Annotated in this window: 20 protein-coding genes and 7 tRNA genes; 17 read left to right on the top strand and 10 right to left on the bottom strand. The window is 54.8% G+C overall.

All coding sequences use genetic code 11. From position 1 onward, the window contains the following. Positions 1-9: 9 nt before the first annotated feature. From WFK59_RS01670 to WFK59_RS01655, 4 genes are all read right to left on the bottom strand, one after another. The gene (locus tag WFK59_RS01670; RefSeq protein ID WP_233984898.1) at positions 10-753 is read right to left on the bottom strand and encodes a type 2 GTP cyclohydrolase I; all 744 of its coding nucleotides are present in this window, start codon (positions 751-753) and stop codon (positions 10-12) included. A gap of 18 nt (positions 754-771) precedes the next feature. After that, entirely contained in the window at positions 772-2,196 is a 1,425-nt protein-coding gene (gene phrB / locus WFK59_RS01665; protein WP_336754869.1) for a deoxyribodipyrimidine photo-lyase, read from the bottom strand. Positions 2,197-2,208: 12 nt separating this feature from the next. Continuing rightward, positions 2,209-3,165, bottom strand: a complete 957-nt coding sequence (locus tag WFK59_RS01660) for a YbgA family protein (protein WP_336754868.1) — start codon at positions 3,163-3,165, stop codon at positions 2,209-2,211. A 153-nt stretch (positions 3,166-3,318) separates the two neighbouring features. After that, a complete protein-coding gene (locus tag WFK59_RS01655; RefSeq protein ID WP_233984901.1) occupies positions 3,319-3,519 on the bottom strand; it encodes a DUF2517 family protein in 201 nt (66 codons plus the stop codon). 257 nt (positions 3,520-3,776) lie between these two features. Here WFK59_RS01655 and kdpE point away from each other — a divergent pair, with 257 nt between their 5' ends. Next, a complete protein-coding gene (gene kdpE, locus WFK59_RS01650) occupies positions 3,777-4,451 on the top strand; it encodes a two-component system response regulator KdpE (protein ID WP_233984902.1) in 675 nt (224 codons plus the stop codon). Positions 4,452-4,490: 39 nt separating this feature from the next. On the opposite strand, the gene pgm is transcribed toward kdpE, so the two are convergent. Further along, the gene (gene pgm, locus WFK59_RS01645) at positions 4,491-6,131 is read right to left on the bottom strand and encodes a phosphoglucomutase (alpha-D-glucose-1,6-bisphosphate-dependent) (protein WP_336754867.1); all 1,641 of its coding nucleotides are present in this window, start codon (positions 6,129-6,131) and stop codon (positions 4,491-4,493) included. Between the two features lie 25 nt (positions 6,132-6,156). Beyond that, positions 6,157-6,705, bottom strand: coding sequence for a replication initiation negative regulator SeqA (gene seqA / locus WFK59_RS01640; RefSeq protein WP_233984904.1), 549 nt, complete (start codon positions 6,703-6,705; stop codon positions 6,157-6,159). Between the two features lie 250 nt (positions 6,706-6,955). Here seqA and ybfF point away from each other — a divergent pair, with 250 nt between their 5' ends. The 4 genes from ybfF to fur all read left to right on the top strand — a co-directional run bounded on the left by ybfF (position 6,956) and on the right by fur (position 9,621). Beyond that, a complete protein-coding gene (ybfF, locus tag WFK59_RS01635) occupies positions 6,956-7,720 on the top strand; it encodes an esterase (protein ID WP_233984905.1) in 765 nt (254 codons plus the stop codon). Positions 7,721-7,886: 166 nt separating this feature from the next. Then, a complete protein-coding gene (ybfE, locus tag WFK59_RS01630; RefSeq protein WP_069728027.1) occupies positions 7,887-8,162 on the top strand; it encodes a LexA regulated protein in 276 nt (91 codons plus the stop codon). Between the two features lie 132 nt (positions 8,163-8,294). Then, complete coding sequence (fldA, locus tag WFK59_RS01625; protein WP_094119655.1) at positions 8,295-8,825, top strand: flavodoxin FldA; 531 nt, start codon at positions 8,295-8,297, stop codon at positions 8,823-8,825. Between the two features lie 352 nt (positions 8,826-9,177). Continuing rightward, on the top strand, positions 9,178-9,621 hold the full coding sequence (gene fur, locus WFK59_RS01620) for a ferric iron uptake transcriptional regulator (RefSeq protein ID WP_031374805.1): 444 nt from the start codon (positions 9,178-9,180) through the stop codon (positions 9,619-9,621). Between the two features lie 71 nt (positions 9,622-9,692). Here fur and WFK59_RS01615 read toward each other — a convergent pair whose 3' ends face one another. The 3 genes from WFK59_RS01615 to nagE all read right to left on the bottom strand — a co-directional run bounded on the left by WFK59_RS01615 (position 9,693) and on the right by nagE (position 14,174). Further along, complete coding sequence (locus WFK59_RS01615; protein WP_233984906.1) at positions 9,693-10,088, bottom strand: hypothetical protein; 396 nt, start codon at positions 10,086-10,088, stop codon at positions 9,693-9,695. Positions 10,089-10,320: 232 nt separating this feature from the next. Further along, on the bottom strand, positions 10,321-11,988 hold the full coding sequence (gene glnS, locus WFK59_RS01610) for a glutamine--tRNA ligase (RefSeq protein ID WP_336754865.1): 1,668 nt from the start codon (positions 11,986-11,988) through the stop codon (positions 10,321-10,323). A gap of 152 nt (positions 11,989-12,140) precedes the next feature. After that, entirely contained in the window at positions 12,141-14,174 is a 2,034-nt protein-coding gene (nagE, locus tag WFK59_RS01605; RefSeq protein ID WP_336754864.1) for an N-acetylglucosamine-specific PTS transporter subunit IIBC, read from the bottom strand. 328 nt (positions 14,175-14,502) lie between these two features. On the opposite strand from nagE, the gene nagB reads away from it, so the two are divergent. From nagB to WFK59_RS01545, 12 genes are all read left to right on the top strand, one after another. Then, a complete protein-coding gene (gene nagB, locus WFK59_RS01600) occupies positions 14,503-15,303 on the top strand; it encodes a glucosamine-6-phosphate deaminase (RefSeq protein WP_094119650.1) in 801 nt (266 codons plus the stop codon). Between the two features lie 63 nt (positions 15,304-15,366). Beyond that, positions 15,367-16,515 (top strand): N-acetylglucosamine-6-phosphate deacetylase, encoded by a 1,149-nt coding sequence (nagA, locus tag WFK59_RS01595; RefSeq protein ID WP_336754863.1) that lies wholly within the window; start codon positions 15,367-15,369, stop codon positions 16,513-16,515. A 7-nt stretch (positions 16,516-16,522) separates the two neighbouring features. Next, the gene (gene nagC / locus WFK59_RS01590; RefSeq protein WP_233984911.1) at positions 16,523-17,743 is read left to right on the top strand and encodes a DNA-binding transcriptional regulator NagC; all 1,221 of its coding nucleotides are present in this window, start codon (positions 16,523-16,525) and stop codon (positions 17,741-17,743) included. A gap of 40 nt (positions 17,744-17,783) precedes the next feature. Further along, on the top strand, positions 17,784-18,536 hold the full coding sequence (locus WFK59_RS01585; protein WP_233984912.1) for an HAD-IIA family hydrolase: 753 nt from the start codon (positions 17,784-17,786) through the stop codon (positions 18,534-18,536). 308 nt (positions 18,537-18,844) lie between these two features. Continuing rightward, the gene (gene asnB / locus WFK59_RS01580; RefSeq protein ID WP_233984913.1) at positions 18,845-20,512 is read left to right on the top strand and encodes an asparagine synthase B; all 1,668 of its coding nucleotides are present in this window, start codon (positions 18,845-18,847) and stop codon (positions 20,510-20,512) included. Between the two features lie 219 nt (positions 20,513-20,731). After that, positions 20,732-20,808, top strand: a tRNA-Met gene (locus WFK59_RS01575). Between the two features lie 9 nt (positions 20,809-20,817). Further along, positions 20,818-20,902, top strand: a tRNA-Leu gene (locus WFK59_RS01570). A 22-nt stretch (positions 20,903-20,924) separates the two neighbouring features. Further along, positions 20,925-20,999: transfer RNA gene (locus WFK59_RS01565), tRNA-Gln, on the top strand. Positions 21,000-21,033: 34 nt separating this feature from the next. Beyond that, positions 21,034-21,108 (top strand) — tRNA-Gln (locus WFK59_RS01560). Between the two features lie 22 nt (positions 21,109-21,130). After that, positions 21,131-21,207: transfer RNA gene (locus WFK59_RS01555), tRNA-Met, on the top strand. 6 nt (positions 21,208-21,213) lie between these two features. After that, positions 21,214-21,288: transfer RNA gene (locus WFK59_RS01550), tRNA-Gln, on the top strand. 29 nt (positions 21,289-21,317) lie between these two features. Further along, positions 21,318-21,392: transfer RNA gene (locus WFK59_RS01545), tRNA-Gln, on the top strand. Positions 21,393-21,509: 117 nt separating this feature from the next. On the opposite strand, the gene ubiF is transcribed toward WFK59_RS01545, so the two are convergent. After that, positions 21,510-22,682, bottom strand: a complete 1,173-nt coding sequence (gene ubiF / locus WFK59_RS01540) for a 3-demethoxyubiquinol 3-hydroxylase (RefSeq protein WP_233984914.1) — start codon at positions 22,680-22,682, stop codon at positions 21,510-21,512. Between the last annotated feature and the right edge of the window lie 98 nt (positions 22,683-22,780).

Genomic DNA, 22,780 nt, shown 5'->3' with positions numbered 1-22,780 from the left:
GGAGTAGGATCAGGCAGGGTTGGGAATATCGATAAAAGTGACATCCAGGCCGTGGTGCTGTGCCAGCCACTCGCCCAGTGCTTTAACGCCACCGCGTTCGGTCGCATGGTGACCGGCGGCGAAGAAGTGCAGCCCCTGTTCACGCGCGCTGTGAATCGTCTGCTCCGACACTTCGCCGGTGATATAGGCATCGACGCCAAAGGCAGCGGCCTGATCGATAAAGCCCTGTCCGCCGCCGCTGCACCAGGCGATACGACGAATCAGCGCGGGCGCGTTATCACCGCAGTGCAGCGGTTCACGTCCCAGCTTATCGGCGATGCGCTGCGCCAGCTGCTGACCGGAAAGGGGCTCAGCCAGTTCACCCCAGAACACCAGCGGCATCACTTCGCCGCGCACGTCGATCTCCAGCAGCTTCGCCAGCTGGGCGTTATTGCCGAGCTGCGGATGCGCATCGAGCGGCAGATGCCAGCCATACAGGTTGATATCATTCGCCAGCAGCGTGCGCAGGCGACGCCGCTTCATGCCTTTAATCGCGGCAGGTTCGTTTTTCCAGAAATAGCCGTGATGCACCACGATCGCATCCGCCTGGCGCGCCACCGCTTCATCCAGCAGCGCCTGACAGGCGGTGACGCCGGTGATCACTTTTTTCACTTCGCTGCGGCCTTCGACCTGCAAACCATTCGGGGCGTAATCGCTGAAGTTCTGGCTTTCCAGTTGCTGATTGATCAGCGTTTCAAGTTGGTAATGATTCATCGTGGCTCCTTGATCGCCTCAGGCAGCGCTTTTTGCCCGCTCAAAGGCGTCTAATGTCTTTTTACGTGCGTCCTTATGTTCCACGATCGGTGCCGGATAATCGAGTTTCTTCTGATTTTTCACGGCCCACAGCAGCGGCTGATGAATGTCGCTGTCCGGCACTTCCGCCAGCTCCGGCAGATAGTGACGAATAAAGGCGCCCTGCGGATCAAAGCGTTCGCCCTGGGTGGTCGGATTAAAGATGCGGAAATAGGGTGCGGCATCGGTACCGGTTGAAGCTGCCCACTGCCAGCCGCCATTATTCGCCGCCAGGTCGCCATCAATCAGCTGCTGCATGAAGTAGCGTTCGCCTTCGCGCCAGTCGATCAGCAGGTCTTTAACCAGAAAGCTGGCGGTGATCATCCGCAGCCGGTTATGCATCCAGCCCAGCGTGTTCATCTGCCGCATTGCCGCATCGACAATCGGATAGCCGGTTTTCCCCGCTTTCCAGGCCTCAAAATGGGCAGAGTTACGCTGCCATTCAACATGCCGCGTCCAGCCGATAAACGGCTGATGTTTGCACAGCGCTGGCCAGGCCACCAGCAGATGACGATAAAACTCGCGCCAGATCAGCTCATTCAGCCAGCTAAAGGCACGGCTGTTATCCAGCGCGTCCGGGTGTTCATGCAGCACCCGATGCAGACACTGACGAGGCGACAGTACACCGGTTGCCAGATAAACCGACAACCGACTGGTGCTGTCCCGCGACGGCAGATCGCGCTCAGCGGGATAGTCGAGCACGGACCCGGTCGCAAACTGCCGCAGGCGTTTCAGGGCCGCCGCTTCGCCGGGCGGAAACAGCGTTTCATCAACGCTGTCGACAGGATAATCAAAGGGCGGTATCGGGGTGCTTTTCAGTGGCGCACCGTGACGCGCTTTGGGCGCAGGCACGCATTCCGGCAGGCCTTGCTGCAGCCTTCGGACAAAAGCCTTACTGAAAGGGGTAAAGACTTTATACATCGAGCGGTCACCGCTCTGCACGCTGCCGGGCGGCAGCAGCAGACTGTCATCAAATCCCTGACAGATCACGCCGGCGGCGTCGAGACGCTTCTCGGCATCGGCATCACGCTGGCGTTCGTTGACTTCATACTGATAGTTATAGAACAACTGGTCGACCTGCTGCTGCTGGCAAAACGCCACCAGAGAATCGACCGCATCGCTAAAGGTTTCACACGCCTGATAATGCAGCGCAATGCCGCGCTCGGCCAGCGATTCCGCCAGCAGTTGCAGGCTGGCATGGATGAAAGCCGCCTGCCTCGGTGACATATCATGCTGCTGCCACTGTTTCGGCGTGGCGAGATAAAGGGCAATCACCCTGGCTTCACTGTCGCGGCAGGCGGCGTGCAGGGCCAGATTATCGTTGAGGCGTAAATCGTTACGCAGCCAGACCAGATGGGTGGTCATAACACTCCTGAATTATTGTCCGTAACGTAAACGCAGCGCTTCGGGATAGGGATCGAAGTAGCGTTGCTCAGCCAGCCAGGGATGCGGAAACTCCGCCATGTAATGTTTAAGAATGGTGATCGGCACCAGCAGCGGTTGCGTCCCCTGACGGTAACGATCAATCAGCGTCGCCAGCTCCTGACGCTGTGGTGAACTTAACTGACGGCGGAAATAGCCCTGAACGTGCATCAGAACGTTAGTATGGTTCCGGCGTGAAGCGGGCCGTGACATCAGCGCCATCATCCGGTTGCGGTATTCGAAGGCGAACGCCTCCAGCGACGCCCACTCGCTCATTGAGGCCACAAACGGCCCCAGCTCGCGGTATTTTTCCTGCGAATGGGCCAGCATCAGTAACTTATAGCGGCTGTGGAAGGCAATCAGACGGTGACGGGTCAGGCCGCTTTGCCACATCTGGTTAAACTCATGCAGCGCGCAGATACGGCCAATGAAATTTTCACGTAGCGCAGGATCGTGCAGTCGCCCATCCTCTTCCAGCGGCAGCCACGGCATTTCACGCTGCAAAAACTCAGCATAAATACCGGTGCCGGCTTTACGATTGTTATTGGTCTCTGGCTCGTAAACCCGCACCCGCTCCATGCCGCAGCTGGGAGATTTGGCGCACAGGATATAACCTGACAGATGATGCAACGATTTCACGCGCTCGGCTGACCAGTCACGCATCCGGTCAGTCACCTCTTCCCCGCCATCTTTACTGAAGCACAGATGCAGTGCCTCATCGCCCTGGTCAACCAGGCGTAAAGCGGGACGCGGTGTGGGCAGACCGATCGCCATTTCAGGGCAGATCGGCTCGAACCGCACAAAAGGCGTGAGATCTTCGGTAGCAAAAGTAAGGCGCTTGTGTCCACCGTCAAATCTGACGCTTTCACCAAGCAAGCAGGCACTGATTCCCACCGGGATTTTTTCGCTCATACTTGTACAACCTCCGAAATCTTGTAGAGGTTTAAGTGTAGCGTAAAATGGTCAGGAAAACAGGGTGGCCCGGTAGTTTTGTCGCCGGAACCTAAGAAAAAACGCAAAAAAAAGCCTGGTCAGGTGACCAGGCTGATTCAGCAGGAAACGCCCTTACCAGAAAGCGCCGCCGGCAGCTTCAGATTGCGCCAGCCATACCGGCTTCGCGCTGGTTTTGCACCACATCCGATGCAGATAGCTGTAGAAGCGCGCGCGATCCTGACGAAACAGCATCACCGGTAACGCCACGACGCCGAGAAGCACCACCAGCGTGCGACGCAAAATGATTTTGGAACGTGGATAAGCCTGATACATGGTTATCGCCTCCCGGTCAGTTAAAAGGTGTGAGTGTGATCTGTGTCTAAGATTACGCCGTATTGTGTAATTTTACTACTCATCTGACCACTTATTTGACCGGAATTTTGCCGTTTAAGAATTAACCTGTAATTAAGTTACATAATTGTTACCCGTGAGTTACCGTCAGGTTGAACCCAGCCCTGCGCAACCGGCACGGACGGCGGAATAATTTATTGGTAAAGTATGACCTCACTGTTTACTCAAGGCAGGTTTGCGTGACCACGGTTTTAATCGTTGAAGATGAAAAAGAGATCCGCCGCTTTGTCCGGCTGGCGCTGGAAAATGAAGCCCTGAAAGTCTTCGATGCCGATACGTTGCAACGCGGCTTGATTGAGGCCGCAACGCGTAAGCCCGATCTGGTGATCCTTGATTTAGGCCTGCCGGATGGTGATGGCACCGATTTTATCCGTGACCTGCGTCAGTGGAGCGCGGTGCCGGTGATTGTACTGTCAGCGCGCAGCGACGAGCAGGATAAAATCGCGGCGCTGGACGCCGGAGCTGATGACTATCTGACCAAGCCGTTCGGCATTGGTGAACTGCTGGCACGCGTCCGGGTGGCGTTGCGGCGTCACAGCAGCCAGCAGCCCGATGCCCGCGTCAGTTTTGCGGATGTCAGTGTCGATTTTGCTGCGCGGCGGGTACAGCGTAGCGGTGAGGAGATCCATCTCACCCCGATAGAGTTTCGCCTGTTAAGCATCCTGCTTAACAATGCCGGCAAAGTGCTGACCCAGCGCCAGCTGCTGAGCCAGGTATGGGGACCGAATGCGGTAGAGCACAGCCACTATCTGCGCATCTATATGGGACATCTGCGGCAAAAGCTGGAAGCGAACCCAACCCAGCCGGTACATCTGCTGACCGAAACCGGCATTGGCTACCGCTTTATGCCATAAAAAAAGGCGCCCGCGGCGCCTTTTTCACTGCCCGATGACTCAGGCGTTTTTCAGCACTTCGCTGACAATCTCAACCGCTTCTTTCTCGATCTGCGCGCGGTGTTCAGCACCCAGGAAGCTTTCACAGTAGATTTTGTAGGCGTCTTCGGTGCCTGACGGACGGGCAGCGAACCAGCCGTTGTCCGTCATCACTTTCAGACCACCAATCGATGCGCCATTACCTGGTGCAGCGGTCAGTCGCGCGGTGATTGGATCACCGGCCAGCGTATCGGCGCTCACCATCTCAGGGGACAGCTTCGACAGCGCGGCTTTCTGCGCAGAAGTCGCTGAGGCCTGCAGACGGTTGTAGCTTGGCGCACCAAAGCGCTCAGCCAGTTCATCGTAGTGCTGCTGCGGGTTTTTACCGGTGACAGCGGTGATCTCTGCTGCCAGCAGGCACATGATGATGCCGTCTTTGTCGGTTGACCATGGCGTACCATCGAAGCGCAGGAATGAGGCACCGGCGCTCTCTTCGCCGCCGAAACCAAAGCTGCCGTCATACAGACCATCAACGAACCATTTAAAGCCAACCGGGACTTCAACCAGCTTACGACCGATGTCGTTAACCACACGGTCGATCATTGCGCTGGAAACCAGCGTTTTACCCACGGCAACGTCCTGGCCCCACTGCGGACGATGCTGGAACAGGTAGTTGATCGCCACCGCCAGATAGTGGTTAGGATTCATCAGACCCGCCGGGGTCACAATGCCGTGACGGTCATAATCGGGATCGTTACCGAATGCCAGATCGAACTTGTCACGGTAAGCCAGCAGGCCTGCCATGGCGCACTCTGATGAGCAGTCCATACGAACCACGCCATCTTTATCCAGATGCATGAAGCGGAAAGTCTGATCGACCGCGTCATTCACCAGCGTCAGGTCCAGCTTGTAGTGCTCGGCGATACGCTGCCAGTAAGCAATACCGGAACCACCCAGCGGATCAACGCCGATTTTCAGACCAGCTTTCTGAATCGCCGGGAAGTCGATCACCTGCGCCAGACCTTCAACGTAAGGCTGGATCAGATCTTTCTCGACCACATGGCCGCTGGCCAGTGCCTGATCGATCGGCAGACGTTTGACCTCTTTCAGGCCATCTTTGATCAGCTGATTGGCACGATCTTCAACCACTTTGGTGACGTTGGTATCAGCCGGTCCGCCGTTAGGTGGATTGTACTTGATGCCGCCATCTTCTGGTGGGTTGTGCGAAGGGGTAATCACGATGCCGTCGGCCAGTGCGCCACCCGCTTTATTGTGCTCAAGAATGGCGTTCGAGATAGCAGGCGTTGGCGTATAACCATTGTCCTGCTGCACGATCACATCAACACCGTTCGCTGCCAGCACTTCCAGTACCGACAGAATCGCCGGCTCGGACAGCGCGTGCGTATCTTTACCGACGTAGCACGGACCGGTGATGCCGTTCTTTTTACGCTCTTCAGCGATCGCCTGAGCAATCGCCAGAATGTGCATCTCGTTGAAGCTGTGACGCCCTGCACTACCGCGATGGCCAGAGGTACCAAACTTCACCGCATGTTCCGGGTTCGCCACATCGGGCTGCAGGACATAATATTGTGACGTTAATTGTGCAACGTTAATCAAATCGCTCTGCTGGGCGGGTTGCCCGGCACGGGGGTGATTGGCCATTGGCGCTTCTCCCTGACGCTTCAGTTTAAATGGTGCCGCAAACTTTCTCTGTCAGTTCCTGCGGGAACTGCATGGAGAGCATGATGTGTTCGACCATGCTGCATTTGCGACCAGTATTGGTATTGGTGATCACCCAGTACGGTGTGCCGGGTACGTGCTTCGGCTTAGTATGGGTGCCATTTTGCAACAGCGTATGCTCATCACCCGCAAAATAGACGCGGGTACGGCCCTGCAGAGATGCAGTCGCCTCAGCAAAGGCTGCGGTATCAAGACGATAGAGCGTTGACAAGATTAGCATAAAGCGATTAACCGCCCGCTTCTGCTCCGCATATTCATCAGACAGCATCAGCTCGCGCATGGCGCGTACCCGATCCTGTGGACGTGAACCGACCACCGCAGGCTGAGTCTCTTTCGCCGCACCGGATGCCGCGTTTTGCGCAGGCGCCGCGGGCGCAGTCTGACCGGCCGTGAACTTCAGCATACGACGCAGAATGTCGGATGCGCTTTCACCAATGTGTTGCGTGTGGCTGGCAATATAACGGTAGAGCTCTTCGTCAACTTCGATCGTTTTCATCTTATTCCGTACGGTTCTTTCTCATGACAGAACCACCTGTATCCTGAAAAGCCCTTAACATAGTTTGGCGATTCGAAAGGTGAGCGGGTTCTAACATGAGGATTATAAAGTTAAATTCAGGCGGGTTGTTAGCAATCAAACGGTTTACGGGCAAAAGTCAGAATATGTCCTAATGCCGCCGGAACCGGCGCGCCTGAAAAGGTGAATCCATGATAACCTAAGCTTAGGTCTCAAACTTAAGAACTTTGCCATGATTTTGAACGCCCGTCTGCAAACTGAACAATCCCCCACCGATTCCCTGCCCATCCTGCTGATCCACGGCCTGTTCGGGACGCTGGATAACCTTGGCGTGCTGGCTCGCGGGCTGAAAGATGCCGGCCCGCTGCTGCAGGTTGATGTGCGCAATCATGGATTATCACCGCGATCCGATGAGATGAACTACGCTGTGATGGCACAGGATATGTTTGACACGCTGGATGCCCACGGCATCGATCGGGTGGCGGTGATCGGTCATTCGATGGGCGGTAAAATCGCCATGACCATGAGCGCACTGGCACCGGCGCGCATTGCCCGTCTGGTGATGATCGATATCGCCCCGGTGGATTATCAGACCCGCCGCCACGACACCATTTTTGCGGCGATCCGCGCGGTCACGGAAGCGGGCGTCACCTCGCGCAGTGAGGCGGCACAGATCATGCGCGGCGTCATTGATGAAGAAGGCGTAATCCAGTTTCTGCTGAAATCGTTCCAGCAGGGCGAATGGCGCTTCAACGTGCCGGTACTGTGGGACAACTATGCCACCATCTCTGGCTGGCAGCCGGTGCCCGCCTGGCCGCATCCGGCGTTGTTTATCCGCGGCGGCGACTCCAGCTATCTGGATAATCAGTACCGGGATGCGTTGATTGCACAGTTCCCGGCGGCCCATGCGCATGTGATCAGCGGCGCGGGACACTGGGTACACGCAGAGAAACCGGATGCGGTATTACGCAGCGTTCGTCGCTTTTTTGCGCTTTAAAAGCAAATACCTGGCGGTAAATGTTTAGGATTGGCGTCGGAAGTTAGCCTGGAGTATGATGGCGCGCTAAAATTTTGCCGCCGGTCATTTTGCCGCGGTAACGGCCAATAATTTATAATCTGCGCGGCGAGCGTCTGGCGCCCGCACCATTCAGTTTCACTAAGCCATGGCAAAAGAACACACTGACCGCACGACGCTCGATCTGTTTGCTGATGAGCGCCGCCCTGGTCGACCCAAAACCAGTCCGCTTTCGCGTGATGAACAGCTGCGCATCAATAAGCGCAATCAACTGAAACGTGACAAAGGACGCGGGCTTCGCCGTGTCGAACTGAAAATGAACAGTGAAGCCGTCGAAGCGCTCAATACGCTGGCAGAACAGCGTAATCTCAGCCGTAGCGAATTGATTGAACAAATGCTGCTGGCGCAACTCAAACTGGATTAATGCGGGCAAAACGCACGCAGAGGCAAATGTCGAGGCTTTAACCGTTCCGCGGGTTTGCCTCGTCTGCTATTATTCGCTGAATTGTGCTGCGGCACACATCTCATCATCAGGATTTAAGAGGTTATTTTACTCATGGCACTCGTAGGCATCTTCTTTGGCAGCGATACCGGCAACACCGAAAACATTGCAAAAATGATCCAGAAACAGCTGGGTAAAGACGTTGCAGAAGTCCACGACATCGCGAAAAGCACTAAAGAAGATCTGGAAGCGTTTGACATCCTGCTGCTGGGTATCCCGACCTGGTATTACGGTGAAGCGCAGTGCGACTGGGATGACTTTTTCCCGACGCTGGAAGAGATCGATTTCAACGGCAAACTGGTTGCCCTGTTTGGCTGTGGCGATCAGGAAGATTATGCCGAGTATTTTTGTGACGCGATGGGCACCATCCGCGACATCATTGAGCCGCATGGCGCCGTGATCGTCGGTCACTGGCCAACCGAAGGTTATCACTTCGAGGCCTCAAAAGGTCTGGCGGATGATACGCACTTCCTGGGCCTGGCCATTGATGAAGATCGCCAGCCTGAGCTGACCAATGCGCGCGTTGAGCAGTGGGTGAAGCAGATCTTTGATGAACTGCAGCTCAAAGAGATCCTCGAAGCCTGATGCTCTCCGCCTCAATGTGAGCGCCAGCTCACATTGAGGCAATGGAAATTCCTATAGAAATAATAGCCACATTTTTTTAACTTTTTTCGTTTAATCTGTAGAATACCCGCATCGATCTTCCGCTTATTTTCTCTGGCAGCAGATAGGGCTAAGCGAAATGTTAACAGACTCCTGCAGAAATCCTCCCCGGCTCGGTGACGTATCCCATACAGCCCATGGTGATTTAGGCACTCCCCTCGGTTTTCATTTCACGGCTTCAGTTCTATAATGAGACGCAAATGAGAATGGGTGTAGATCGACATTCAAGGCCAAGCGCCACAAAAGTGAATATTAGTAACAGGACAAAATCCGCATGACTGACAACAATACCGCATTAAAGAAGGCTGGCCTGAAAGTCACGCTGCCCAGACTGAAAATTCTGGAAGTGCTTCAGGAACCTGAGTGCCATCACGTCAGCGCGGAAGATTTGTACAAACGCCTGATCGATATCGGCGAAGAGATTGGTCTGGCCACCGTTTACCGTGTGCTGAACCAGTTTGATGATGCCGGCATTGTGACCCGTCACAATTTCGAAGGCGGCAAGTCGGTGTTTGAACTGACTCAGCAGCATCACCACGATCACCTGATCTGCCTGGACTGCGGTAAAGTGATCGAGTTCAGCGATGAGTCGATCGAAACCCGTCAGCGGGAAATCGCGACCCGCCACGGCATTAAGCTGACGAACCACAGCCTTTATCTCTATGGTCACTGCGCGCTGGGTGACTGCCGTGAAGATGAAACGCTGCACGATCAGTAACACTGATCCTGCCTGATATAAAAAAACCGGTTCACAGACCGGTTTTTTTTCGTCCTTACTACGCCGGGTCGTCAGGCGACCAGCGTTTCCTGCAGGTAACGCCAGCGCGGAATCGAGGTGCTGCAGTCGAGAATCGCCAGCGCGATGCGGCTCTGATTATCGCCATTCAGCATCTGCATCTCCCGATACTGTACCGTCACTTCCTGATCGTGATGTGAAATAATGACGTGCTCACAGGTGGCGATACGCATGCCTTCCCGCTTGCCGTGCAGCTGACGGAAAAGTTCTTCCACTTCGTTCAGGTTTAGCTGATTTCCCCGTGGCGTTACCATGCGAAATTCAGGGTGGAAATAGGACATCATCAGTTCAAAACTGTCATCGGATCCGGCAGGCTGATTGAAAATACGTTCAATAAGCTGATGTAAAACGACGACACTGTGTTTGGCTTCCTGGGCGAGAACGGTCATTTTTTTTCCTTATATCACTCGCTGCGCTCTGTCTGAGTGCGCATAGCCTACCTGAACGCCGATAATTCACATCTGGTAATTGATTAATTTTTTTAAACTCAGATTTCTCTCACAAATTTGTAACAACCACGGAGCCAGGCTTGCAGCACAAACCTCGGCGATGGCAGAAATCAGGACAATAAAAAAGGGCGATAAGTCGCCCTTTTGTCATTTTATCAGCCAGCGTTAATGATTATTCGCCGCTTTTAGTCCAGGTGTCTCGCAAACCGACGGTACGGTTAAACACCAGCTGTGACGGCTTCGAATAGACGCTGTCGGCACAGAAATACCCTTCACGCTCAAACTGGTACGGTGTGGTTGCTTCCACATCGCGCAGGCCCGGCTCAACAAAGCCCTGTTTGATGGTCAGTGAATCCGGGTTGATGACCGACAGGAAATCGTCTGCCGCGGCCGGGTTTGGCACGCTGAACAGGCGGTCGTAGAGACGAAACTCTGCGGGCTGCGCATGGTCTGCTGATACCCAGTGGATCACGCCTTTTACCTTACGGCCATCTGCAGGATCTTTGCTCAGGGTATCCACATCGCTGGTGCAGTAGATGCAGGTGATGTTGCCCGCATCATCTTTCGCCACCCGCTCAGCACGGATCACATAAGCGTTGCGCAGGCGAACTTCTTTGCCCAGCACCAGACGCTTATATTGCTTGTTAGCCTCTTCGCGGAAATCCGCCCGATCGATCCAGATCTCACGGCTGAACGGCACCTCACGCGTTCCCATCTCCGGTTTAGAAGGATGGTTAGGCATGGTGATGGTTTCATGATGGCCCGCTGGCAGGTTTTCAATCACCACTTTCAGTGGATCAAGCACCGCCATCGCGCGTGGCGCATTCTCGTTGAGATCGTCACGAATGCACGATTCCAGCGACGCCATTTCCACAATATTGTCCTGCTTGGTAACACCAATACGGCGGCAGAACTCGCGGATTGAGGCGGCGGTATAACCGCGACGGCGTAAGCCAGAAACGGTCAGCATGCGCGGATCATCCCAGCCTTCAACGTGCTTCTCGGTCACCAGCTGAGTCAGTTTGCGTTTCGACATCACCGCATACTCAAGATTCAGGCGAGAGAACTCATACTGACGTGGATGCACCGGAATAGTGATGTTGTCCAGCACCCAGTCGTAGAGACGACGGTTATCCTGGAACTCCAGCGTACAGAGTGAATGCGTGATGCCTTCCAGCGCATCGGAGATGCAGTGGGTAAAGTCATACATCGGATAGATGCACCACTTGTTACCGGTCTGGTGGTGTTCAGCGAACTTAATCCGGTACAGCACCGGATCGCGCATCACGATAAAGTTAGAGGCCATATCGATTTTTGCGCGCAGACAGGCTGTACCTTCAGCAAATTCCCCGTTACGCATTTTCTCGAACAGAGCCAGGTTCTCTTCCACGCTGCGGTCGCGATAGGGACTGTTTTTGCCCGGCGCGGTCAGAGTGCCACGATATTCGCGGATCGCTTCCGGGGTCAGCTCGTCGACGTAAGCCAGCCCTTTATTGATCAGTTCAATCGCATAGTTGAAGAGCTGATCAAAATAGTTTGATGAGTAACAAACCTCACCGCTCCACTCAAAGCCCAGCCATTTGACGTCACGCTTGATGGATTCGACGAACTCCACATCCTCTTTTACCGGATTGGTATCGTCGAAACGCAGGTTACATTGCCCCTGGTAATCCTGGGCGATGCCAAAATTCAGACAGATCGATTTCGCATGACCAATGTGCAGATAGCCATTGGGCTCCGGCGGAAAACGGGTATGCACGCTGCTGTGCTTACCGCTCGCCAAATCTTCGTCGATGATCTGACGAATAAAGTTAGTTGGGCGGGCTTCAGCCTCACTCATCTCAAAAATCCTCAATACGAATAGCGGGTGATTTGTACCACGAAGTAACGGAGTATGATCCACAAAGCGCCAGAGGGAAACAACCGTTTGTTAAGCCTTTAAAACAAAAAAGGCAGGAATCGCTTCCTGCCTTGTGGGTTCTGTTGCGGGGATTAGCCTTTCACTTCATACAGCGGGGTTTCACCCGCCACCACCTGGCCGCTGGCCAGCAATGTCAGACCAGCGAAATCATCGCTGTTGCTGACCACCACCGGACTCACCATCGAGCGGGCATTGGCATTCAGGAAATCAAGGTCCATCTCCAGCACAGGCTGACCGGCCACCACGCTGGCGCCCTCTTCCACCAGGCGGGTAAAGCCTTTTCCTTCCAGCGCCACGGTGTCCAGCCCCATGTGCACCACAATCTCAACGCCGTTGTCAGTTTCCAGACAGAAGGCGTGATTGGTATTAAAGATTTTCACCAGCGTACCGGCGATCGGTGCCACTACCCATTTATCGCTGGGTTTGATCGCCAGACCGTCGCCCACCGCTTTGCTGGCAAAGGCTTCATCCGGCACATCATCCAGCGCCACGACTTCACCGCTGACCGGTGCCAGTAACGTAGCAATCACTCGCTTTTCACTGTTCAGCACCGCCTGCGGTTTCACTTCCGGGGCGGCGGCTGGCGTAGCGCTGCTGCTGGCCGTTGCGGCGACCGGGCCTTTAGTCAGCACTTTTTTCATCGCCGAAGCGATGCTTTCTGCCTGGGTACCGACGATGATCTGCACGCTCTGCTTGTTAAGACGAATCACCCCGGACGCGCCAAGACGTTTCGCCACGCTTTCATTAACCTGGGCCGAATCATTGACGTTAAGGCGCAGACGGGTAATACAGGCATCGATGCTGGTTAAGTTTTCAGAGCCGCCAATCGCACCGATGTAACGGCGCGCCAGCGTCTCTGTTGCACTTTCACCGTTGTCAGTTTTATCGACGTTAACGTCGTAGCCATCGCTTTCATCACCGGCTACCGCCAGCTCACGGCCTGGGGTCATCAGGTTGAATTTTTTGATGGTGAAACGGAACACCACATAGTAGATGACGAAGAACACCAGCCCCTGCGGAATCAGCATGTACCAGTGGGTTGCCAGCGGGTTGCGGGTCGACAGAAACATATCCACCAGCCCGGCGCTGAAGCCGAAACCGGCAATCCAGTGCATACTGGCCGCGATGAAGACCGAAATACCGGTCAGCACGGCGTGGATCAGATAGAGCACCGGTGCCACGAACATAAAGGAAAATTCCAGTGGTTCGGTAATACCGGTGAAGAAGGCCGCAAAGGCTGCCGCCAGCATGATACTGCCGACTTTTACGCGGTTTTCCGGCCGTGCGCAGTGGTAAATCGCCAGCGCGGCACCCGGCAGACCGAACATCATAATCGGGAAGAAGCCCGCCTGATAACGACCGGTGATGCCGACCGTTGCCGATCCGTCAGCCAGCGACTGAGCACCGCCGAGGAATTTAGGAATATCGTTAATACCGGCCACGTCGAACCAGAACACCGAGTTCAGGGCATGATGTAAACCGACCGGAATCAGCAGACGGTTAAAGAAGGCGTAGATGCCCGCACCAGCCGAGCCAAGTTTCTGGATATGTTCGCCGAAATTGACCAGACCGTTAAACACGACCGGCCAGATATACATCAGGATAAAGGCGACTAAGATCATCAGGAACGACACCAGAATCGGTACCAGTCGGCGTCCGCTGAAGAACGAGAGCGCTTTAGGCAGCTCGACGTGACTGAAGCGGTTATAGACTTCCGCTGATAAAATACCGACCAGGATACCGACAAACTGGTTTTCGATTTTGCCAAAGGCAGCAGGCACCTGCTCCAGCGGTATTTTCTGAATCATCGCCACCGCAGCCGGTGAACAGAGCGTGGTGACCACTAAAAATCCGACGAAGCCGGTCAGCGCCGCTGCGCCGTCCTTGTCTTTGGACATTCCGTAAGCGATACCGATAGCGAACAGCACTGACATGTGTTCGATGATAGCGGCACCGGATTTAATCAGCAGCGCGGCCAGCGCATTATCCGCACCCCAGCTGACGGGATCGAGATAGTAACCGACCCCCATTAATATCGCTGCCGCTGGCAGGGTCGCCACCGGCACCATTAGCGCACGGCCTACCTTCTGTAAGTAACCTAACATTTACCCTTCCCCCTATGAGCCTGCTTATCGCTCTGCGCCGCTTAATGTTGTTATGTCGGCAGCAAAGACCTTAATGACACTTCATATCACGCTGCGAAGTGTAATGATAAATTAATTCGCCTCGCAAATTAAAACCACCACTATTGTGACTTTTATCACCAAAAAACATCCTTTGATACGGCAACATCTGGCTATAGCCGCAAACTTATTTTATGATCCGAAATATTGAGGCGCACTCAGACCGTGGCGGGATGACATAATCCGTTTAGGCTAATGAGTAACACAACCGATTCGCGCCCTCCTATCCATTTCCTAATTGAGGTGAAACATGAGACTGATTCCTTTAGCCACCCCGACCCAGGTCGGCAAATGGGCTGCACGCCACATTGTGAACCGGATTAATGCCTTCAACCCAACGGCAGACAAACCCTTTGTGCTGGGACTGCCGACCGGCGGAACCCCGCTCGAAGCCTACAAGCACCTGATTGAGATGCATAAAGCGGGCCAGGTTAGCTTTAAACATGTTATCACTTTCAATATGGACGAATATGTCGGCCTGCCGAAAGAGCATCCGGAAAGCTACCACAGCTTCATGTATCGCAACTTCTTTGATCATGTTGATATTCAACCAGAAAACATCAATCTTCTGAATGGTAATGCGCCGGATATTGACGCAGAATGTCGCCAGTACGAAGAGAAAATTCGCGCGCTGGGCAAAATTCACCTGTTTATGGGCGGCGTCGGTAACGATGGTCACATTGCCTTTAATGAACCGGCCTCTTCACTGGCTTCCCGTACCCGGATTAAAACTCTGACCCATGACACCCGCGTGGCAAACTCGCGCTTCTTTAACGGCGATGTGGATCAGGTGCCAAAATATGCGCTGACGGTGGGTGTCGGTACTCTGCTGGACGCGGAAGAAGTGATGATTCTGGTTACCGGACACGTTAAAGCCCAGGCGCTGCAGGCGGCGGTTGAAGGAAACGTGAATCACATGTGGACCATCAGCTGTCTGCAACTGCACCCGAAATCGGTGGTGGTGTGTGATGAGCCGGCCACCATGGAACTGAAAGTGAAAACCGTGAAGTATTTCCGCGAGATGGAAGCGGAAAATATGAAAGGCGTGTAACACAAAACGTTGTCATACCTGCTGTTGCCACAGGCAGCAGCAGGTCAGGACGGGAGAGAAGAGATGTACGCACTAGTTAATGGCCGGATCTATAGCGGCCACCAGATTCTGGATAATCACGCCGTGGTGATTGCCAATGGCCGCATTGACCGCGTGATCCCACGTGAGTCGCTGCCCACAGAGGTGGAGCAGCGCGATATGGCCGGCGCCATCATTGCTCCCGGCTTTATCGATCTGCAGCTCAATGGCTGCGGCGGCGTTCAGTTTAATGACGACATTGACGCGCTCAGCGTTGAGACGCTGGAAATTATGCAGCGCGCTAATCAGAAGTCAGGCTGCACCAGCTTTTTACCGACGCTGATCACCAGCAGCGACGAATTAATGCAGCGCGCAATTGAAACCATGCGCGCTTATCTGCAGAAACATCAGCATCAGGCGCTGGGACTGCATCTGGAAGGCCCGTGGCTGAGCAAAGCGAAGAAAGGCACCCATAATCCGGCGCTGATTCGCCTGCCGGATGCTGCGCTGGTGCAATACCTGTGCGAAAACGCGGATGTGATCACAAAAGTGACGCTGGCCCCGGAAAATGCGGGCAGCGATGTGATTCGTCAGCTGACTGAAGCGGGTATCATCGTCTCTGCCGGGCATTCAAACGCCACCTATGAAGAGGCTAAAGCTGGTTTCTCCGCTGGCGTCAGCTTTGCTACGCACCTGTATAACGCCATGCCGACCTTTGCCGGTCGTGAACCGGGTCTTATCGGTGCGCTGTTTGATTCGCCTGATGTATACTGCGGCATCATTGCGGATGGTTTACATGTTCATTACGCCAATGTCCGCAACGCAAAACGCATTAAAGGCGATAAGCTGGTGCTGGTAACCGATGCCACTGCACCCGCTGGCGCGGCGATCAGCGAATTTATTTTTGCTGGTAAAACAATCTATTATCGTGATGGTCTGTGCGTTGATGAAAACGGCACGCTGAGCGGCTCTGCCCTCACCATGATCGAAGCAGTACAAAACAGTGTTGAACATGCTGGCATTGCACTGGATGAAGCGTTGCGCATGGCGTCACTCTACCCGGCACGGGCGATGGGCGTGGAAAGGCAGTTGGGATCGATCGAAGCAGGAAAAATCGCGAACCTGACTGTGTTTACGCGCGACTTTAAAATCATTAAGACGTTTGTCAACGGAGACGACGTCCTGAGCGAGTAAGCACTGAATGACCACTGGCGGCCAGTCACAAATAGGAAATGTCGATCTTGTTAAGCAACTCAATAGCGCAGCCGTTTACCGGCTGATTGATCAACAGGGGCCGATATCGCGCATTCAGATAGCCGAACTCAGTCAGCTTGCGCCCGCCAGCGTCACTAAAATTACGCGTCAGTTGATTGAGCGCGGCTTGATCAAAGAGGTCGATCAGCAAGCCTCTACCGGCGGTCGCCGCGCCATCTCTATCATCACTGAAACCCGCCATTTCCACACCATCGGCGTCCGGCTCGGACGCAATGATGCCACCCTGACGCTGTTTGATCTGAGCGGTAAATCCCTGGCGCAGGAAGATTATGCGCTGCCGGAACGTACTCAGGAGACGCTGCAGCATGCACTGTTCAACGCCATCAGCGCCTTCATTGAGCAGCACCAGCGCAAGATCCGCGAGCTGATTGCCATCTCGGTCATCCTGCCCGGATTGGTTGACCCGATTAACGGCGTGATCCGCTATATGCCGCACATTGCCGTCAGTCACTGGCCGCTGGTTTCCAGCCTGAAAGCGCGATTTAACGTGACCAGCTTTGTCGGTCACGACATTCGCAGCCTGGCGCTGGCTGAGCACTATTTTGGCGCAAGCCGCGACTGTGCCGACTCCATTCTGGTGCGCTTACATCGCGGCACCGGAGCCGGCATTATTGCCAACGGCCATATTTTTCTCGGCAGCAACGGTAACGTCGGGGAGATTGGTCACATTCAGGTCGATCCGCTGGGGGAACGCTGCCACTGCGGTAATTTTGGCTGCCTTGAAACCATCGCCGCCAACGGCGCGATTGAAAACCGGGTGCGTCACCTGCTGAATCAGGGCTATCCCAGCGTACTGACGCTCGAGGCGTGCCAGATGTCGCACATCTGTAAAGCGGCCAATCAGGGCGATGCGCTGGCCTGTGAAGTGGTTGAATATGTTGGCCGTTACCTCGGCAAAGCCATCGCCATTGCCATCAACCTGTTTAATCCGCAAAAAGTGGTACTGGCCGGTGAAATCACCGACGCGGAGAAAGTGTTGCTGCCGGCAATTGAAGGCTGCATTAATACCCAGGCTCTCGCCGCGTTCCGCAAAAATCTGCCGGTGGTCCGCTCAACCCTGGATCATCGTTCGGCAATCGGCGCCTTTGCGCTGGCAAAACGTGCCATGCTTAACGGCATTCTGCTGCAACATCTTCTCGAAGAATAAGCTCAGCCTGCCGCTCTGGCGGGCCACATCGGATCTGACTATGACCATTAAAAGCGTAATTTGTGACATTGATGGCGTGCTGATGCACGACAATACGGCAGTTCCCGGCGCGCAGGAGTTTTTGCAGCGCATTCTGGCGAAAGAGATGCCGCTGGTGCTGCTGACCAACTACCCTTCGCAAACCGAGCAGGATCTGGCGAACCGTTTTGCTTCGGCGGGCGTTGAAGTGCCGGATTCGGTGTTCTATACCTCGGCGATGGCCACGGCAGACTTTCTGCGCCGCCAGGAAGGCAAAAAAGCCTATGTGATTGGTGAAGGCGCGCTGATCCATGAACTCTACAAAGCGGGCTTTACCATCACCGATATCAACCCCGATTTTGTTATCGTTGGGGAAACGCGCTCGTTCAACTGGGACATGATGCACAAGGCCGCTTTTTTTGTCGCCAACGGCGCGCGGTTCATTGCCACAAACCCGGATACCCATGCGCGCGGCTTTGTTCCCGCCTGTGGCGCGCTCTGTGCCGGCATTGAGAAGATTTCCGGCCGCCGCCCGTTCTACGTCGGTAAACCGAGTCCGTACATTATGCGTGCGGCCCTGAACAAGATGCAGGCGCACTCGGAAGAGACGGTGATTGTCGGTGACAATCTGCGCACCGATATTCTGGCCGGTTTTCAGGCCGGGCTGGAGACGGTGCTGGTGCTGTCTGGCGTATCAACCTTAAGCGATATTGATGCCATGCCATTCCGGCCAGACTGGATCTACCCTTCCGTCGCGGATATTGACCTGTTCTGATGCCTTTTTCTTATGACGCATCGGGCTAAAGCGTGATGCGTCCCCTCTTTTCGACCGATTACCCACCCTTTCCTTCGGCTAAAATTCAGCCAGAAAATGCATTTCATTATCGATTCGACAATAAAATTGCCGTTAAATTGAAGTTTATTCAATTTTATCGCCATACCAACAATCTTTTTGTCAGTAAATCGTGATTCTTCTTGCATTGAATGCACCAAATAGCGCATTTTCTTATACATCACGCAGCGTCAGGCTGCCGGACAAACGCAAAAGATAACATCGCCGTAAGGTGAGATCAGGAGTCAGTTATGTGTTCAATTTTTGGTGTGCTGGATCTGAAAACCGATCCTGTTGAGCTGCGCAAAAAAGCGCTGGAATGTTCACGCTTAATGCGTCATCGCGGCCCGGACTGGTCTGGCGTCTATGCCGATGACCACGCCATCCTGGCGCATGAACGCCTCTCAATCGTTGACGTCAACAATGGCGCACAGCCGCTGTACAACGCCGACCACACTCACGTCCTGGCGGTTAACGGCGAAATCTATAACCATCAGGCGCTGCGCGCAGAGCTGAGCGACCGCTATCAGTTCCAGACCGGATCTGACTGTGAAGTCATCCTGGCGCTGTATCAGGAAAAAGGCGTTGATTTCCTCGACGATCTGGAAGGTATGTTCGCCTTCATTCTGTATGACAGCGTTAAAAACAGTTACCTGATTGGCCGCGATCACATCGGCATCATCCCGCTCTATATGGGTAACGATGAGCATGGCAACCTCTATGTCGCGTCAGAGATGAAAGCGCTGGTGCCGGCCTGCCGTTCAATCAAAGAGTTCCCGCCGGGAAGCTATCTCTCCAGCACCGATGGTGAAATCCGTCGCTACTGGCAGCGTGACTGGATGGAATATAAAAATGTCGAACACAACACCACCGACGCTGCCGGCCTGAAACATGCGCTGGAAGAGTCAGTGAAAAGCCATCTGATGTCTGATGTGCCTTACGGTGTGCTGCTGTCGGGCGGACTCGATTCCTCAATCATCTCTGCCGTCACCAAGCGCTTTGCCGCTAAGCGGGTAGAAGATCAGGATAAAAGTGATGCCTGGTGGCCACAGCTGCACTCATTCGCAGTGGGCCTGGAAGGATCGCCCGATCTGAAAGCGGCCAAATCGGTTGCAGAACATCTCGGCACGGTGCACCACGAAATTCATTTCACCGTGCAGGAAGGTCTGGATGCGATTCGCGATGTGATTTACCACATCGAAACGTACGACGTCACCACCATCCGCGCGTCCACGCCGATGTACCTGATGTCACGTAAGATTAAAGCGATGGGCATCAAGATGGTGCTGTCGGGTGAAGGCGCGGATGAAGTCTTCGGCGGCTACCTCTATTTCCATAAAGCGCCGAACGCCAAAGAGTTCCACGAAGAAAACGTGCGTAAACTGCAGGCGTTGCACATGTTCGACTGCGCCCGTGCCAACAAGGCGATGTCAGCCTGGGGCGTGGAAGCGCGTGTACCTTTCCTGGATAAAAAATTCCTCGACGTGGCGATGCGCATCAACCCGGCCGACAAAATGTGTGGCAGCAACGGCAAAATGGAGAAGCACATCCTGCGTGAATGTTTCTCGTCCTACCTGCCGGAAAGCGTAGCATGGCGTCAGAAAGAGCAGTTCTCCGATGGCGTGGGTTATAGCTGGATCGACTCGCTGAAAGAGGTTGCCGCGAAGCAAATCAGCGACCAGCAGCTGGCCACCGCGCACTTCCGTTTCCCGTTCAACACGCCGGGTTCGAAAGAAGCCTATCTGTACCGTGAAATCTTTGAAGAGCTGTTCCCGTTACCGAGCGCGGCAGAGTGCGTGCCTGGTGGTCCATCCGTGGCCTGCTCCTCAGCCAAGGCGATTGAGTGGGACGAAGCATTTAAAAACATGGACGATCCTTCTGGTCGCGCCGTCGGCGTCCATCAGTCAGCCTATAAATAAGGGCGTTGAAACAGAAGAAAAATGGGCCGTTGCGGGCCCATTTTTTTCATCATCAGCGTTGTATTCACTGTAAAATTGTTGAATAAACCAGCAGCCTGGTTATAAGCCGGTCAAACAGCGGTTATCCGTAAAAAAACGGCAAAAAACTTGTTGACGCTGTTAAGTCAACTCCGCATAATGCGCCCCGCAACGCCGATGAAGGTAACGCGAAAAAAAGATGGCTACGTAGCTCAGCTGGTTAGAGCACAGCACTCATAATGCTGGGGTCACAGGTTCGATTCCCGTCGTAGCCACCATCTTTTTTTGCGGGAGTGGCGAAATTGGTAGACGCACCAGATTTAGGTTCTGGCGCCGCAAGGTGTGCGAGTTCAAGTCTCGCCTCCCGCACCATTTCATTATTCGGCAGCATGGATGGGGTATCGCCAAGCGGTAAGGCACCGGTTTTTGATACCGGCATTCCCTGGTTCGAATCCAGGTACCCCAGCCAATTTCGATGAATCTCGTGGCTGCGAGTGGACGAATGGGATATCGCCAAGCGGTAAGGCACCGGTTTTTGATACCGGCATTCCCTGGTTCGAATCCAGGTATCCCAGCCATCATCGAAATGCAGTACAATTTGGCTACGTAGCTCAGCTGGTTAGAGCACAGCACTCATAATGCTGGGGTCACAGGTTCGATTCCCGTCGTAGCCACCATATTATTGGGGTGTCGCCAAGCGGTAAGGCACTGGTTTCTGATACCAGCATTCCGGGGTTCGAATCCCTGCACCCCAGCCACACAAAAGACAATTTGAATTAACACCTATTGGGGTGTCGCCAAGCGGTAAGGCACTGGTTTCTGATACCAGCATTCCGGGGTTCGAATCCCTGCACCCCAGCCAAATTGCACAACAAAGCCCGCTTTTGCGGGCTTTGTTGTTTTTGTGCTTTCCCTGAACGCTGCCAGCCAGTGAGACGGCCCGGTCTTACTCCGAGCCGTTCGGCTTTGTCAGGCCAGCTTATAACCCCAGCGCATAGCGCAGCACCTGCCGCTTCAGTACCCCGGAGTGCTCGGCCGCAATCAACCCCAGATTACGCGCAAACCGCAGCGGCGCCAGCTGATTGCTGAAGGCGAAATAGAAGAGATCCATCCCGCCCTGCATCAGCATGTTGTCGGTACGGCGCTGTCGCTGATAGCGTTGTAATATCCGCTCCGCCGCCCAGTCTTCCGCCGCACCGCGCGCGGTGACCAGCACATCGATCAACGCATCAATATCGCGATAGCCAAGATTGACGCCCTGCCCCGCCAGCGGGTTGATGGTGTGGGCCGCATCGCCCACCAGCGCCAGCCCGGGCAGCACATAACGCGCCGCATGACGTCGCACCAGCGGAAACCCGCCCGCGGCGTGGGCTTTAAACCGCCCCAGACGCGCCGGGAAGTGGCTGGCAACCTCTTTCTCAAGCTGAGGCAGCGCCATCGCCTGCAACTGACGTATCCGCGCAGGGGCGTCATACCACACCAGCGAGGCGCGATTGTCATACAGCGGCAGGAAGGCGCGCGGTCCCTGCGGGGTAAAGTGTTGCCAGGTGGCATCGCCTGCCGGATGTTCACAGCTGACGCTAATCAGCAAACAGGACTGGGCATAGCTCCAGCCGTGAATGCCAATCCCCGCCATCTGCCGCACCTGAGAGTTAGCGCCATCTGCGCCCACCACCAGCCGGCTATGCAGCGTCTCGCCGCCGCTCAGATCAACACGCCAGCCGCCATTCTCCTGCTGCAGGTTCTCCAGCGTGGCCGGGCAACAGAGCGTGACGCCAAGCGCCTGCATCTCTTCCCACAGCGCCCGTTGCAGCACGCTATTCTCTACCATAAAACCGAGTTCCGGCAGCCCGAGCGAGGCGGCATCAAAGCTGACCTGCGCGGATTGCCACTCCCAGGTTTCCAGCTTGCGATAGGGCGCACAGCGCATCGCTTCAACCCGGGACCAGACGTTAAGCTGCTTTAATAACGCCACCGAGGATGAACCGATCGCTGAGATCCGCAGATCGGGATCGCTCTCCGCGGCAAAAGGGGCCGGCTCCGCGCGCTCAATCACCGCCACGCGAAATTTATGCTGCGTCAGTCCACACGCCAGCGCCGCACCCACCATGCCGCCGCCGACGATCACCACATCAAACTGGTTATCCTGCATTGCTTTTATCCTTCTTCTTTTCCCGCCAGCCTGCGCAACACGGGTCTGATTGAAGCAAAGTGTACCGGAAAATTCTGGCACGATCAGAAAAGCCCTTA

Source organism: Pantoea sp. USHLN298 (assembly GCF_037149395.1).
Classification (GTDB): Bacteria; Pseudomonadota; Gammaproteobacteria; order Enterobacterales; family Enterobacteriaceae; genus Pantoea; species Pantoea astica.
The sequence above is the reverse complement of the archived record's forward strand: the minus strand, read 5'-3'. Positions and strand labels throughout refer to the sequence as shown.